General features: G+C 40.1%; 13 protein-coding genes. 12 read left to right on the top strand and 1 reads right to left on the bottom strand.

Features of this window, described 5'->3' with window-relative positions; genetic code table 11:
* The first annotated feature begins 12 nt into the window (after window positions 1-12).
* The 12 genes from ABC374_RS08775 (at window position 13) to ABC374_RS08830 (ending at window position 14,156) form a co-directional block, all read left to right on the top strand.
* Entirely contained in the window at window positions 13-987 is a 975-nt protein-coding gene (locus tag ABC374_RS08775; RefSeq protein ID WP_137017949.1) for an ABC transporter permease, read from the top strand.
* A 68-nt stretch (window positions 988-1,055) separates the two neighbouring features.
* Window positions 1,056-2,093 (top strand): autoinducer 2 ABC transporter substrate-binding protein, encoded by a 1,038-nt coding sequence (locus tag ABC374_RS08780; protein ID WP_413017082.1) that lies wholly within the window; start codon window positions 1,056-1,058, stop codon window positions 2,091-2,093.
* Between the two features lie 94 nt (window positions 2,094-2,187).
* Window positions 2,188-3,855: a ribulokinase gene (locus ABC374_RS08785; protein ID WP_413017084.1), complete on the top strand. Its 1,668-nt coding sequence runs from the start codon at window positions 2,188-2,190 to the stop codon at window positions 3,853-3,855.
* Window positions 3,852-5,312 carry a rhamnulokinase gene (rhaB, locus tag ABC374_RS08790; RefSeq protein WP_413017086.1) on the top strand — a complete coding sequence of 487 codons (1,461 nt, stop codon included), beginning with the start codon at window positions 3,852-3,854 and terminating at the stop codon, window positions 5,310-5,312. Before ABC374_RS08785 ends, rhaB begins: the two co-directional genes overlap by 4 nt.
* A gap of 15 nt (window positions 5,313-5,327) precedes the next feature.
* A complete protein-coding gene (locus tag ABC374_RS08795) occupies window positions 5,328-6,623 on the top strand; it encodes a class II aldolase/adducin family protein (protein ID WP_413017088.1) in 1,296 nt (431 codons plus the stop codon).
* A 119-nt stretch (window positions 6,624-6,742) separates the two neighbouring features.
* Window positions 6,743-7,504, top strand: coding sequence for a DeoR/GlpR family DNA-binding transcription regulator (locus tag ABC374_RS08800; protein ID WP_413017090.1), 762 nt, complete (start codon window positions 6,743-6,745; stop codon window positions 7,502-7,504).
* A gap of 419 nt (window positions 7,505-7,923) precedes the next feature.
* Window positions 7,924-8,823 (top strand): ABC transporter ATP-binding protein, encoded by a 900-nt coding sequence (locus tag ABC374_RS08805; RefSeq protein WP_413017092.1) that lies wholly within the window; start codon window positions 7,924-7,926, stop codon window positions 8,821-8,823.
* On the top strand, window positions 8,816-10,066 hold the full coding sequence (locus tag ABC374_RS08810) for an ABC transporter permease (protein ID WP_413017094.1): 1,251 nt from the start codon (window positions 8,816-8,818) through the stop codon (window positions 10,064-10,066). Before ABC374_RS08805 ends, ABC374_RS08810 begins: the two co-directional genes overlap by 8 nt.
* Window positions 10,067-10,204: 138 nt before the next feature.
* A complete protein-coding gene (locus ABC374_RS08815) occupies window positions 10,205-10,507 on the top strand; it encodes a hypothetical protein (protein ID WP_350302307.1) in 303 nt (100 codons plus the stop codon).
* A gap of 596 nt (window positions 10,508-11,103) precedes the next feature.
* Window positions 11,104-11,442: a metal-sensitive transcriptional regulator gene (locus ABC374_RS08820; RefSeq protein ID WP_413020303.1), complete on the top strand. Its 339-nt coding sequence runs from the start codon at window positions 11,104-11,106 to the stop codon at window positions 11,440-11,442.
* A 16-nt stretch (window positions 11,443-11,458) separates the two neighbouring features.
* A complete protein-coding gene (gene copZ / locus ABC374_RS08825; protein WP_053534714.1) occupies window positions 11,459-11,665 on the top strand; it encodes a copper chaperone CopZ in 207 nt (68 codons plus the stop codon).
* 103 nt (window positions 11,666-11,768) lie between these two features.
* The gene (locus tag ABC374_RS08830; RefSeq protein WP_413020304.1) at window positions 11,769-14,156 is read left to right on the top strand and encodes a heavy metal translocating P-type ATPase; all 2,388 of its coding nucleotides are present in this window, start codon (window positions 11,769-11,771) and stop codon (window positions 14,154-14,156) included.
* A 185-nt stretch (window positions 14,157-14,341) separates the two neighbouring features.
* On the opposite strand, the gene ABC374_RS08835 is transcribed toward ABC374_RS08830, so the two are convergent.
* A complete protein-coding gene (locus tag ABC374_RS08835) occupies window positions 14,342-14,845 on the bottom strand; it encodes a DinB family protein (RefSeq protein ID WP_413017097.1) in 504 nt (167 codons plus the stop codon).
* Window positions 14,846-14,879: the final 34 nt, after the last annotated feature.

The raw sequence follows: 14,879 nt of genomic DNA on the forward strand, positions 1-14,879 counted from the left end.
AGAGGTGAAAAAATGAAACGGCTTTCAATATCAAAAGAAAATACTTTAGGGGTAATTACAGCAGGCTTGTTTGTGTTAATGAGTTTTTCAATACCTGGATTCTTTTCTTCAAATAATTTAACCAATATGATGTTCCAGCTCCCGGAGTTTGGTTTAATCGCTTTAGCAATGATGGTGGTGATTGTAACTGGAGGAATTGACCTATCGATTACGTATACAGCTGCCTTGTCTGGCGTGACAATCGCACTTATGGCAAGCAGCGGATACCCAATGCTAGGCGCAATCTTAATCGGTGTTTTAGTCGGGCTGAGCTGCGGATTGATTAACGGCGTACTCATCTCAAAAATCGGTGTTTCGCCAATACTGGTGACACTCGGAACGATGGTGCTTTTTGAAGGTTTGATCTTAAGCATTACGAAAGGAAATTCAATTTCAGGATTCAGTGAGGGTTATAGCTTAATTGGAAACGGTTACTATATGGGGATCGTTCCTCTTTCCATCATTATTTTTGTACTATTTGCAATATTAACAGCTATATTGCTGTCAAAAACCAAATGGGGCAGAAGTGTTTATATGGTGGGTAGCAATCCGATCGCCACATTATTTTCAGGGGTAAATAATAGCAAGGTATTAATGAGGGTTTACTTATATGCGGCACTTCTTGCCACAATTGCTTCTATTATTATGACATCCCGTTATAATACTGCAAAAGTGGATCTGGGATCTTCTTATTTATTACAAAGTGTAGCGGCTGCCGTGCTTGGCGGAACGGAAATTCAAGGTGGTTATGGCAAGGTTATCGGCACTGTTTACGCAGTGGTCATTTTCCAAATGTTATCAAGTGGATTGAACTTAATGGGTGTACCACGATCGATCGTAACTGTAATGATGGGGGTTATTTTAATCACGGTATTGGTCATAAACTTCGTGAAAACGAAATTAGACGAAAAAAGTCAAAAGAATTTACCTTCAAACTCTGTAGCGTAATTTACATGACCATGTAATCTCTGAAAATACTTTAGTAAAAAATTAGAAAAATTTCAAGGGGGATCATTATGAAGAAAATGACGGGGATATTGGCAACAGCTATTTTAGCTGGGGGACTATTAGCAGGCTGTGTATCACAAGAAGGAGCATCGGGGAACAGTGAAAAAGAAACAAGTGGCGGAGGTGGTAATGAGAAGTTGAAAATTGCCGTAGTTCCAAAATTAATGGGGATACCATATTTCAATGCTTCTGAAAAAGGAGCGATTCAAGCAGGTAAAGATCTTGGTGTGGAAACCATTTACACAGGACCTACGGAACCGGATGCTGCACAGCAAGTAAAAGTAATTGAAGACTTAATTAGTCAAGATGTGGATGTAATCGCAGTAGCACCAAATGACGCTGCATCACTCTCACCAGTCCTTCAAAAGGCGAAGGATGAAGGAATAATTGTAATGGATTGGGATACACCAGCTGATCAATCCCTTGTAGAATTATCCGTCCACCAAATAGACGATGAAGCATACGGTCGACATATCGCTAAATCCCTCGTAAAACAAATGGGTGTTGAAAAAGGGCAAATCGCTATATTAACTGGAGGGCTTTCAGCTGCAAACTTAAACACCTGGATAGAGGCAGCAAAAAAAGAACTGGAAGAGAATTATCCAGGTATTGAATTAGTATCGGATAAAATCGCGACAGATGAAAAACAACAGGTGGCATACCAAAAAACACTGGATTTAATAAAATCAAATCCTGAATTAAAAGGAATCATGGCTTTTTCTACTCCGGCACCTCTTGGGGCAGCCCAAGCTGTTCAGGAAAAAGGACTGCAAGATGATATTACAGTTGTTGGAACTGCTCTACCGAAAGACTCTTCACCATATTTAAATGATGGATCTCTAGATGTAGCCATTCTTTGGGAGCCAGACAAACTAGGTTATTTAACCGTTGCCCTCGCCAAACGTCTAGCTGAAGGGGAGAAACCAGAAGATGGTTTGAAAGTTGAAAATGTAGGTGAAATTGACGTGTGGGAGGATGGAAAAACAATCATCATGGGACCACCGACAGATTTTACGAAAGACAATGCAGCTGATTTTAATTTTTAAGGTTAGATAGACCTAAAAGTCCCCTCTCAACTATCTAGAGGGGACTTTTTATTAAAAATCATTGAGTGACTTCATGTTAGGAGTTGTTAAAGGGATGAATGGGAGATATACAATCGGAATTGATTTTGGCACTGAATCAGGAAGAGTGCTGTTAGTAGATATAGCGAACGGAAATGAAGTGGCTACACATGTTACACCTTATCGTCATGGAGTAATGACTAATAGGCTTCCAGACGGACGTAAACTTGAAAAAGATTGGGCTCTCCAGCATCCAGGTGATTATTTGGACGTTTTATACACTTCTGTTCCTGAAGTGATCCGGTTAAGTGGAGTAGATGCGAATGATGTGATAGGCATTGGAATCGATTTTACCTCATGCACCATTTTGCCTATTGATAAGAAGGGAAATCCCCTTTGTTTTGATGAGAAATGGAAAAGGGACCCTCACAGTTGGGTCAAATTATGGAAGCATCATGCCGCACAAAAAGAAGCGGATGATATTACACGCATTGCACAGGCAACGAATCAACCATTCCTGAAAAGATATGGCGGGAAAATTTCTTCTGAATGGATGTTCCCTAAGATATTACAAGTGATGCGTGAATCACCTGATATCTATGAAGAAACGGATCTATTTATGGAAGCCGGAGATTGGATTACCTTCCGTCTGACGAATGAGCTGGTACGCAGCAGTAATATGAGCGGTTATAAAGCATTTTGGGATAAAAAAGATGGATATCCGGACCCTGCTTTTTTAGCGGCTATTGATGAACGTCTTCTGGATATACTGGATACAAAAATGCGTGGTGAAGTGTTACCCATCGCTGGGCGGTCGGGTGGTTTAACAGAAGGGATGGCTAAGAAGATGGGGTTGAAAACTGGTACGGCTGTTTCTGTATCCATAATCGATGCCCACGCAGGTGTTCCAGCTGTAGGAGCTGTCCATCCAGGCCAATTTGTGATGACGATGGGAACCTCTACTTGCCACATGTTAATTTCTGAGAAAAAACAAACAGTAGAAGGTATTTGTGGAGTAGTGGAGGATGGAATAATCCCCGGATCATTCAGTTATGAAACGGGACAGGTGGCTGTTGGCGATTCGTTTGCATGGTATATTGAGCAAACTGTTCCGGAGTATGTAAAGAAAGAAGCTGAGCAAGAAGGTGTCAATCTACATGGTTTACTGGAAAAAAAGGCTTCCTGCTTAATGCCTGGTCAATCTGGGTTAGTGGCGTTAGATTGGTGGAATGGCAACCGAACAGTCCTTGTAGATGCGAACTTGTCAGGTGTGATTGCAGGGATTACTCTTTCTACAAAGCCCGAAGAAATATACCGTGCGCTTTTAGAATCAACAGCTTTTGGAACAAGGAAAATCCTTGAAACCTTTGAGAATGAAGGTATAGAGATAAACGATTTGTTTGCCTGTGGCGGATTGCCTCAAAAAAATAAACTATTAATGCAGATATATGCCGATATTTTAAATCGTGAAATTAAAATCGCGGATGGGGAACAAGTGGTTGCATTAGGAGCAGCCATATACGCTGCCACGGCTGCCGGCCGTATAAATGGTGGGTATGATTCCATAGAGGAGGCATCCTCTAAAATGGCAAAAGTAAAAGAAGATACTTTTATACCGGTTAAAGAAAATGTAAGTATTTATCAACAACTCTATGCTTATTATTTAGAAATGCATGACTTCTTTGGCCGTGATCATATTTCCATAATGCATGGTTTAAAGAAATTGAGGAGTGTGGACCAATGATACATATTGCGGTGGATATTGGTGCTTCAAGTGGCCGGCTGGTCTTAGGGAAAATGGAGAACGGGAAATTAGTAATTGAAGAAATTCATCGATTTGCGAATGGTTTCACCACCCAAAATGAAACATGTTTTTGGGATATTGATCATTTATTGAATGAAATCTTAAAGGGGTTAGAATCAGCAAAAAAACTTGGATACGACCACTGTACACTTGGAATTGATACGTGGGGAACGGATTACGTATTGTTGGATGATGATGGACACAGAGTGCAAGAAGTTATCTCTTATCGTGATAAGCGCACCGAAAATACAATCGAAAAGGTCACAAGAACACTACCTAAAGAAATTATTTATCAAAAAACGGGGATTCAATTCTTATCATTTAACACGTTATACCAATTGTACGAAGAAGATATAAAGAACCTGAAAGTCACTAGGAATGTCATGACTGTGCCAGATTATTTAGGTTACTGCCTAACGGGGGAAAAGGTCACAGAAGTTACAAGTGCTTCTTCGATGCAATTATTGAATTTAAACACGAAGAAGTTTGATGAAGAGTTACTTAACCTGATTGCATTGTCAAAAGATCAATTCCCGCCTTTTGCTAATCCGGGAGAACGATTAGGGAAACTGATGAAAGAACGTTATTCTACTTTTGATCTTCCCGATACAGAAGTGATTATCGTTGCTTCACATGATACTGCTTCCGCCATAGTCGGTTCACCTGGTAATGGAGAGAAATGGGCCTATATTAGTAGCGGGACGTGGTCGTTGCTTGGGATTGAAAGCGATAAACCGATAGTGAATGAGTTAGCCCTTAAAAACAATTATACAAATGAATGGGGTGCATACGGAACCTTCCGCTTTCTGAAAAATATCATTGGCATGTGGGTTATTCAAGAAGTCAGAAGACATTTAAAGGAAGACTATAACTTCGAGCAGTTTGTACATGAGGCAGAGAAAATAAATGAGTGCAGGCAGTTCATCAACTTTAATGATAAACGATTTTTAAATCCAGAAAATATGATTCAAGAAATTCAGCAGTATTGTCGGGAGACGAATCAGGAGATTCCACATACAGTGGGCGAATTAGCGAACTGTATATTTACAAATATGTCTATTATTTATGCGATGTCCATTCGGCAAATAGAAGAGATAACCGGGAAAAAAATCGAGCAACTTCATATTGTCGGAGGAGGGGCGAAAAATGAATTCGTTAATCAACTTACGGCAGACCTTAGCGGGAAAACCATATACGCTGGACCAACAGAGGCTACGGCGATTGGGAATATACTAGTTCAAATGATTTCAGGCAATGAAATAAGCGATTTACAAACGGCACGTCAGTTAATACAACACTCGTTCCTTATAAAAAAATATGAGCCAAAAGAAAAAATTGAATCATCCCTGATTGAAAAATTCAAACAAGCAATTTCCATGAAAGAAGAATGTAAATAATAGGAGTGATAAAGTATGAATGAAAATCTGCATCCAGCCGAACAAATTGTTATGATCATGGAACGTGTCTATAAATATGGCATGACAACAATTTCAGGAGGAAACCTTTCTATTCTGGATGAAAATGGTGACCTTTGGATTACTCCATCGGGCATTGATAAAGGAGCATTAACCATGGATGATATCATGTGCGTCAAAAAGGACGGTACATTCATAGGGAAACATAAACCATCGGTAGAGCTTCCTTTTCATCAAGGAATTTATGAAGCAAGGCCCGATATAAAAGCTGTCGTACATGCACATCCCCCGGCATTGGTTTCCTTTAGTATGGCTCGTAAAGGACCAAACCCAAAGTTGCTTTTACATGCATATAAGAGTGTAGCAGATTCCCTTCAGGTTGCACCCTATGCGATTCCTGGAAGCGACAAATTAAAGGAAAATATTTCGGCTGAATTTGCAAAAGGAGGGGATGCGGTCATATTGGAGAATCATGGTATCGTGGTAGGGAAACCTACTATATTTGATGCCTTTATGTTGTTTGAAACCCTTGAAGATACTGCTTGTATGGAAATAAATGCAAGAAATATAGGAAAACCATTTGAACTGACCGATCAAAATTTACAAGAAATAGATTTATATAAAGCGGATAAATTAACACAGATAGAAATGAAGCACCATTCTGTCGAAGAGGTTACTTGCCGTCAAGAAATGATCAGGTTATTGGAACGCTTATATGATCGTCAGCTTTTTACAAGTATCTCAGGCAGCTTTTCAACACGCCTTAAAGATGGATCTATTTTAATCACGCCATCTCAACAGGACCGTAAATATATTAAGGAAGATGAATTGGTTCTGATTCATCAGGAGTTTAGTGAAGCTGGCAAGGAACCATGTGAGTTTTTTGAGCTTCATCAAAAAATATATGAGTTAAACCCGGAGCTTAAATCCGTAATCATTGCCAACCCAAGATTTTTAATGGCATATGCAGTGACAGATGTTAAATATAATACACATATAATTCCAGAGGCCTACATTGTTCTTCGGGATATAGATAAAGTGCCTTTTGGAATGGGAGAAGATCATAATAGAATGATTGCAGATAAACTAGCAGAGGATAATCCTGTCCTATTAATTGAAAATGGATATGCAGTTGTCTCAGGAAAAAGTTTACTGAGTGTATTTGATAGGCTAGAAGTAGCTGAATATAGTGCAAAAGCATTGGTGTACGCTAAAAGTATTGGCGAAGTTATCGATATTAGTGATGAAGATATTGAAGAAATTATTGAAGGTTTTAAGCTAATTGCCAAATAACGATATCAATGAAAAAAGACAGTTCCTAAGCTCTCTATTTATATAGAGGGCTTTATATATGTTACAATACAAAAACAAACAAAAGCAAACAAAGATTATATAGATAGGAGAGAGTTGGTATGCTTGTAGCTCAAAGACACCAAAAAATTGTCGAACTCGTAAATGAACGTTCGAGTATTCGTGTTACAGAATTAAGTGAAATCTTTTCAGTAACAGAGGAAACGATCCGACGTGATCTCGAAAAGCTTGAGAAAGAAACAAAACTAAAACGGAGCCACGGCGGTGCCGTTAGCCTGCAAGAAGATGATTCGGAAATCCATTTTTCCGAAAGAGTGATAACAAATGTCAACGAAAAAAAAGTGATAGCATATGAAGCGGCAAAGCGGATAGTGGAAGGTGACAGGATTATTTTAGATGCAAGTACAACTGCCTGGTATATGTCAAAAGCCTTACCAAACATACCGCTAACGGTTATTACGAATTCCACCAAAGTGGTTATGGAATTGAGTAAAAAAGAAAAAATAGAGGTTATTTCAACCGGGGGAAGATTGCTGTCAAAGTCTTTATCATTTGTTGGTCCGATAGCAGAGAAATCATTAACGATGTATCATGTCAACAAAACGTTTTTGTCTTGCAAGGGGATTCACTTAGAGGAAGGACTAAGTGATTCTAATGAAGGACAGGCTTTATTAAAAAAGAAAATGATCGAAAGGTCGGATACAGTGATCCTGATGGTGGATTCCTCAAAGTTTGGAAAAAAGGCGTTTTCATTAATCGTTCCGCCTAGTGAAGTGGATGAGGTCATTACGGATAGAGAAATAGATGAAGTATCAAGAAAATTGCTTGAAAAAAGAAATGTAAAAGTAACGATTGTAAATTAAGATAGATTCATTAGCGACAGTTGGGAAATGTGTCCTTTAAAGCGAGCAATATATAACTCATAGAGGTTGGGTATCTTTACGGTACCCAATCTATTTTTTTATTGCCTTGTTTTCAAAAAAAGGGCTTCCAGTTTAGTAACATGCTCGTGTTAGGGAAAGGCAGGAGACGTACGGGGTTGTGAAAATGTTGACCATGTTATTACCAATAGGAAGGGAAAGGGGGTTTTGTCTTAAGTTTCGCAGAAAAAATACTATTAGGGTAAAGGGCAAACGAAAGGGCAAACGTGAAACGTTAATTTTTTCTGGAAATTTGCATATAATCGAAGAAGAAAAAGAGTTAGTTGTTTCTTGATGATAGTTGAAATTGGAAAACCTTTCCGCTAACATATAATAAGAATCATATAATAGGAGGTTGTGCATTGGTTTTACACATTAAAGAAGTTACGAAAAAATTCGGGGATTTCACAGCTGTAAACCAGCTTGATTTAACTATCCCCGAAAAAGAAATGTTCGGCTTTTTAGGCGGGAATGGAGCGGGGAAAACGACCACGTTCCGAATGATACTTGGCCTGCTTGACCCCACTGAAGGGGAAGTGATCTGGGATGGCAAGAAAATCGATTATACGACCAGTTCAATGATTGGCTATCTTCCTGAGGAACGCGGACTATATCCAAAACTGAAGGTGCGCGATCAAATTGTGTATTTGGCTAGATTAAGAGGGATGAACAAACGGGATGCTTTGAAAGAGTTGGAGTATTGGCTGGACCGCTTTATGGTGCCCGAGTATATCGATAAGCGAGTTGAAGAGCTTTCAAAGGGAAATCAACAAAAAATCCAGCTGATCGCTTCCATGATCCATAAACCTGAATTACTTATCCTTGACGAACCATTCAGCGGACTGGATCCAGTGAATGTGGAAATCCTGAAGAAAGCTGTCATCGACTTAAGGGACAGCGGCACGACGATCGTTTTCTCGAGCCATCGCATGGAGCATGTCGAGGAGATGTGCGAGCATCTTTGCATCATGCATAAAGGTTCCCCTGTTGTGGCTGGAAAGTTAAAAGAAATCAAGCGTTCTTTTGGTAAAAAGAATGTCTCAATTAAAGCTGATTTTGATTTATCTTTTTTGGATAATTATTCAGGTGTAACAAAAGTCAAGAACACGATGGAAGGGAAAATTCTTCAAGTCACTGGTGAAGACGTGGCTGAGAGCATGCTACGTGATCTTGTTCCAAGAGGTTTCGTCCGGAAATTCGAATTGGAAGAACCATCGCTGACCGATATTTTCATTGAAAAAGTAGGTGCCGTCTATGAATAAATTTTGGATTGTCCTTTCCCATACATATCTATCAAAATTAAAGACGAAATCCTTTATCATTTCTACAATCATTATGATGGCCCTGATTTTCGTTCTTTCGAATCTTTCGAATCTTATTGATAAATTCGACAGTGATGAACAGGAAAAGGTTGCCGTCATCGATCAGACTGAAGGCGGTTTAATTGATTCTTATAAAAAAGCGGTAGCAGGTGTGAACGATGACCTATCGATAATATCCGCCCAGGATGAAAAGAAAGCGGAGGAAATGGTCAGTGAGGAAGAAATCGTTGGGTATTTGATAATCGAAAATGATGAAACTCTCGGCTTCAAGGGAACGTATAAAGCGAATCAAATTTCAGATTCTGCGGTAAGTAATGATTTGCTTTTAGCGCTAACCCAATTGAAGGGTCAAATAACCGCGAAGGAATTGAATTTGACAGAGCAGCAAATCGCTCAATTGAATACGCCGCCAGCATTTGATACGATTGCGCTTCAGAAAAATGCAAAAACGGAAGAGGATCTCAATCAAGCACGAGGTCTCGTGTATGTTCTCTTATTCGTGATTTACTTCGGTGTGTTGATGTATGCAACGATGATTGCAATGGAAGTGGCTACTGAAAAAACTTCACGAGTCATGGAAATCCTGATTTCAAGTGTCCCGCCAGTGACACAGATGTTTGCCAAAATAATGGGTGTTGCATTGCTTAGTCTTACTCAAATGATTTTATTTTTTGGGGTGGGCTATTTCTCGATTAAACAAAACTTGACGGGTATGGATGAAGGATTCTTTTCATTTTTCGGTTTCGGCAGCACCGATATCTCAACGATCATTTATGCAATCATCTTCGCTTTGCTTGGGTATTTTCTGTACGCGACTCTTGCGGCATGCCTTGGGTCCGTTGTCAGCAAAATTGAAGATGTCCAGCAAATGATTTCACCGATGACCATGTTAGTTGTCATCGCCTTCATGATTGCGATGTTTGGACTGGGAAATCCGTCAGCCAGTTATATTACGATCACATCATTCATTCCATTTTTCACGCCGATGATCATGTTCTTGCGTGTAGGGATGCTTGAAGTTCCATTCTGGGAAATCGCCATCAGCATTGCAGTCTTGATCTTAACGATAGTTTTACTTGGAATAATCGGAGCAAAAATCTATCGGGGTGGTGTCTTGATGTATGGAAGCTCAAAATCACTGAAAAGCATCAAGAATGCCTTGCAATTATCCAAGAAAAATTAACATGAAACCTGGATCCTTCATTCCTGTTGGAGGTATTCAGGTTTTTTTAATATAATAATATAGGAACGAAAAGTAGCATAGATATAAGGGAACATAAATATATTCCATTTATGAAACCACGATTAGGAGTGAATTATTATGAGCAATCTGGTAACGTGGACGATAGCTTCAGAAGCGTTTCTCTTGCTATCCTTCATCATTATTATTTTATCAACCAAGAATCCGAAAAGAAATGTTCTCTGGGTGATCCTGTTCATCATCGGAGCTGCACCGCTTTTATATTTAGCGATAGATCATGTGAAAAACGATTATATGGACGCAAATATCGGATTGGGCCTTGCCTTTATGTTTACCTGGATATATAGCGCAGTAGCGTTTATCGTTGCCATCATTCTTTTAGTGAAAAAGAAAAGGAATAATAATATTTCAAAAGAACTGTGATAATCACATTTAGTAATCTTAATTAAATGAAAATTAAAAGGCTGCAGGCAAACTCGTAGAAAAAAGAGGTTTCCTGCAGGATTTTTTTTGAAAAAGTCGCAATTGCTTTCAGCCGGAGCACATTATTCGACCGTTCAGGCAGTATATTCGACCTTCATCTCATTATTCCAATTCCGGTGCATTTATTTTGCGATCCACGGCTTAAATCCGCTCCCTTTCCGCCCACTGTCTCCAAGCCTCCGCGGTGCAAATTTCAGCGGGGATTCGGCTTGCCTGTTATTCGGAAGGATTATCGCAAATGACCCCAATCGAGCGAGGTTTCATCCATTCAAAACCCTATTTTGTTTACAGTCCTGCTAAGGAAACAAGAGTATCGTCAGTGTTTTTTTGTTTAATAAATTGCCGGTATACAGCAATAAGGATCTTGGCGGGCAAGGATCTGGATAGTTCAACTTACAAACTGTGCTTTTCTTAGCTTAAGAATAGAAAACGATAAAAAACGGATAGTAATAAATAATGCACATAAATCTTTCTCTTTGCATAGGATAGGAGGGTATGGTATATTAACTTTCGAGGAGGGATGGGCAATGGATGAAATGATGAAAGGGCAAGATGCGATGAATGAAGAAGAATGCTGTACGACCTCTTCCCACGGCCGAAAGAGTCATCACTCAGAAGCAGTAAAAAAGAATTTAACGACCCGGTTAAATCGAATTGAGGGTCAAATTCGCGGTATAAAGGGTCTTATTGAAAAAGATACGTACTGTGATGATGTGATCACCCAAATAGCAGCTACACAAAGCGCGATGAATAGTGTGGCCAAGATCTTACTGGAAGGGCATCTAAGGAATTGTGTGGTTGAACGCCTGAATGAAGGGGATACAGAGGTTATAGATGAAGTGCTTGTAACGATACAAAAATTAATGAAAAAATAAAGGAGTAGTGGTTGAAATGGAAAATGTAACATTGAATGTAAGTGGAATGTCTTGTGGTCATTGTGTGAATGCAGTTGAAGGGAATGTAGGGAAACTTGCAGGAGTTGAAAGCGTAAAAGTGCATTTGGATGCAGGAAAAGTGGATGTAGCGTTTGATAAGGAAAAAGTATCACTTGAGAAAATAAAAGAAACGATCGATGATCAAGGCTATGATGTCGAGTAAGTTATGAGAGTGCTGTTAAGCACTTCTTTTTTACAAAAATATATACCCCATAGCGGTATAGGAAGGCGGGGATGATGTGAGCGGCCAAATAAAAGAAACAAGTATGCAGATTACGGGAATGACTTGCGCTGCCTGTGCTAACCGAATTGAAAAAGGGTTAAACAAAATGGAAGGCGTTGAGGAAGCCACCGTTAATTTGGCTCTTGAGAAATCGGTCATTAAATATGATTCGGAAAAAGTAAGCAACAAGGACTTTGAAAAGAAAATTCAAGATCTTGGTTATGATGTAGTAAAAGAGAAAAAGGAATTTACGATTACTGGCATGACCTGTGCGGCTTGTGCTAACCGAATTGAAAAAGGGTTAAATAAGCTGGATGGAGTAAGCATGGCCAATGTGAATTTTGCGCTCGAAAATGCGACCGTCGAATATGATCCATCCGAAGCCTCACCAGCTGACATCATTCAACGGGTGGAGAAGCTGGGGTATGGGGCGGTCATCAAGGAAGATAATATGGATTCCATGGATTTCCGTCAAAAAGAAATTCAAAAACAAAAGAATACATTCATCTTTTCGGTCATATTATCGTTTCCATTGTTATGGGCGATGGTAAGCCATTTTAGTTTTACTTCGTTTATCTATATGCCTGATTTCCTCATGAATCCTTGGGTGCAAATGGCATTCGCGACCCCCGTGCAATTTCTGATTGGAAGGCAGTTTTATGTTGGGGCTTATAAAGCCTTGAAAAATAAAAGTGCCAATATGGATGTATTAGTTGCAATGGGAACATCCGCTGCCTATTTTTACAGTGTTTATCAGGCGATCATTTCAATGGGGTCCCATCACAATGCGGCACAGCTTTATTTCGAAACTAGTTCGATTCTTATCACCCTCATTCTTTTAGGAAAGCTGTTTGAAGCAAAAGCAAAAGGACGTTCTTCCGAGGCCATCAAAAAATTGATGGGGCTTCAGGCCAAAACGGCATTGGTTTTAAGGAATGGGGAAGAACGGGAAATACCACTTGAAGATGTCATCGTAGGAGATACGATTTTGGTGAAGCCCGGTGAAAAGATACCTGTCGATGGAGAAGTAGTCGAAGGGAACTCTGCCGTCGATGAATCCATGTTAACGGGTGAGAGCATTCCTGTGGATAAAACAAACGGGGATACTGTAATCGGTTCAACATTGAATAAGAATGGGTTTCTCAAAATGAAAGCGACAAAGATCGGAAGGGATACAGCTCTTTCCCAAATCATCAAGGTGGTTGAAGATGCTCAAGGTTCCAAAGCTCCGATTCAACGTCTTGCTGACCAAATTTCCGGTGTTTTCGTTCCAATTGTTGTCGGGATTGCCCTTTTAACTTTTCTGGTTTGGATGATATGGGTTAGCCCTGGAGAATTCACCCCGGCTTTTGAAGCGATGATTGCAGTGCTAGTCATAGCCTGCCCATGTGCTTTAGGTCTGGCCACTCCTACATCGATCATGGCAGGATCAGGTCGGGCCGCCGAATTCGGTATACTATTTAAAGGCGGGGAACACTTGGAAACCACTCACCATATAGATACGGTCATTTTGGATAAAACGGGAACAGTAACGAATGGTACCCCAGTGTTGACCGATGTCCTCATCGAAAACGGTATGGAGGAAGAACGGTTTTTATCTCTAATCGGTGCAGCTGAAAAACAATCTGAACACCCTCTTGCGCAATCCATCGTTCAAGGAATTCAAGCAAGACAGATATCACTTGCTATGGTTGAGGAATTTGAAGCGATTCCTGGTTATGGGGTAAGAGCTGTAGTGGATCAAAAAGTGTTATTCGTCGGAACGCGTAAATTGATGAAGCAAAATAACGTCGATATTACTAAGGCACTAACAGCGATGGAAGAACTTGAAAAGCAAGGGAAGACCGCGATGCTCGCTAGCATTGAAGGGGAATATGCAGGACTCATTGCCGTTGCGGATACGATAAAAAATACCTCGCTTACGGCGATTAAAAGGTTAAAAGCAATGGATATCCAGGTCATCATGATAACCGGGGATAATCAAAGAACAGCAAATGCCATCGGCAAACAAGTCGCCATAGACCATGTGATTGCAGAAGTCCTTCCTGAAGGAAAAGCGGAAGAAGTGAAAAAACTGCAGGCCGCCGGAAAAAGAGTGGCAATGGTCGGAGATGGGATAAATGATGCTCCCGCACTGGCACTAGCCGATATAGGAATGGCTATAGGAACCGGGACGGACGTAGCCATGGAAGCTGCCGATATCACTTTGATCCGGGGGGATTTGAACAGTATTGCAGATTCCATCCTCATGAGCAGGAAAACGATGAGAAATATCAAACAAAATCTATTTTGGGCTTTTGCCTATAATGTAATCGGAATACCAATTGCTGCAATCGGACTGCTTGCACCGTGGTTAGCGGGTGCTGCCATGGCCTTCAGTTCTGTATCAGTCGTATTGAATGCACTTCGCCTTCAACGGGTAAAGCTCTAAATATCATGTAACAAATAATGAAGGCTTTGCTACTGACTGAAGGTAACCATATAACGAACGTTTGGATTTTCATATAATAAAAGCCGATGATTCCTTGGTAAGAGGATCATCGGCTTTCATCTGGAATGAGCGGTGCTTTAGAATCTATACAGAGATCATGTTCGGTCGAGCTTGCCATGCCGAGTTTATTTTAAACAGTAAAATACATAATCTGTAGGTGCGCCACGCTCGCCTTGTTGATGGAGCATCGCTGACACATTACCGCGATGATAGGTCCCATGATTCACTACATGATGGATAAGGTCGGCAAGTACAAACTCACAAACCCCCATTTTGGGATGTTCAGTTACAATCGTCCGTTCAAGATCAGGCTGTGAAGCAAGAAAATTGTCATAATCCTTTGCAAGTTCATCATAGCAGGATTCAAGTTCATTTATTGAGACTCCGTCCACTTCTTTCCGCCGCTGTTCAACTTTCTTAAAAGTTTCTGGAACTGTGCTTCCTTTCATTATCTCCAACCAGGTAATATCTGTGGCGTAAAGGTGAACAAGGACTTCCTTGATGGATGGAAAGACACTTTTTATCGTGTCACGATAGACTCCGTCCGGTAAATGTTTTATATTTTGGAACACTTGCTGATTAGCCCAAACGTGGTAATCATACATTTTCTTGGCACGGTTACTTTCCATTTTTTCACTCCTTCAATTGTTACATATCCTTTTC

Origin of the sequence: Peribacillus phoenicis, from assembly GCF_047238085.1 — a bacterium.
In the GTDB taxonomy this organism is placed as follows: Bacteria; Bacillota; Bacilli; order Bacillales; family DSM-1321; genus Peribacillus.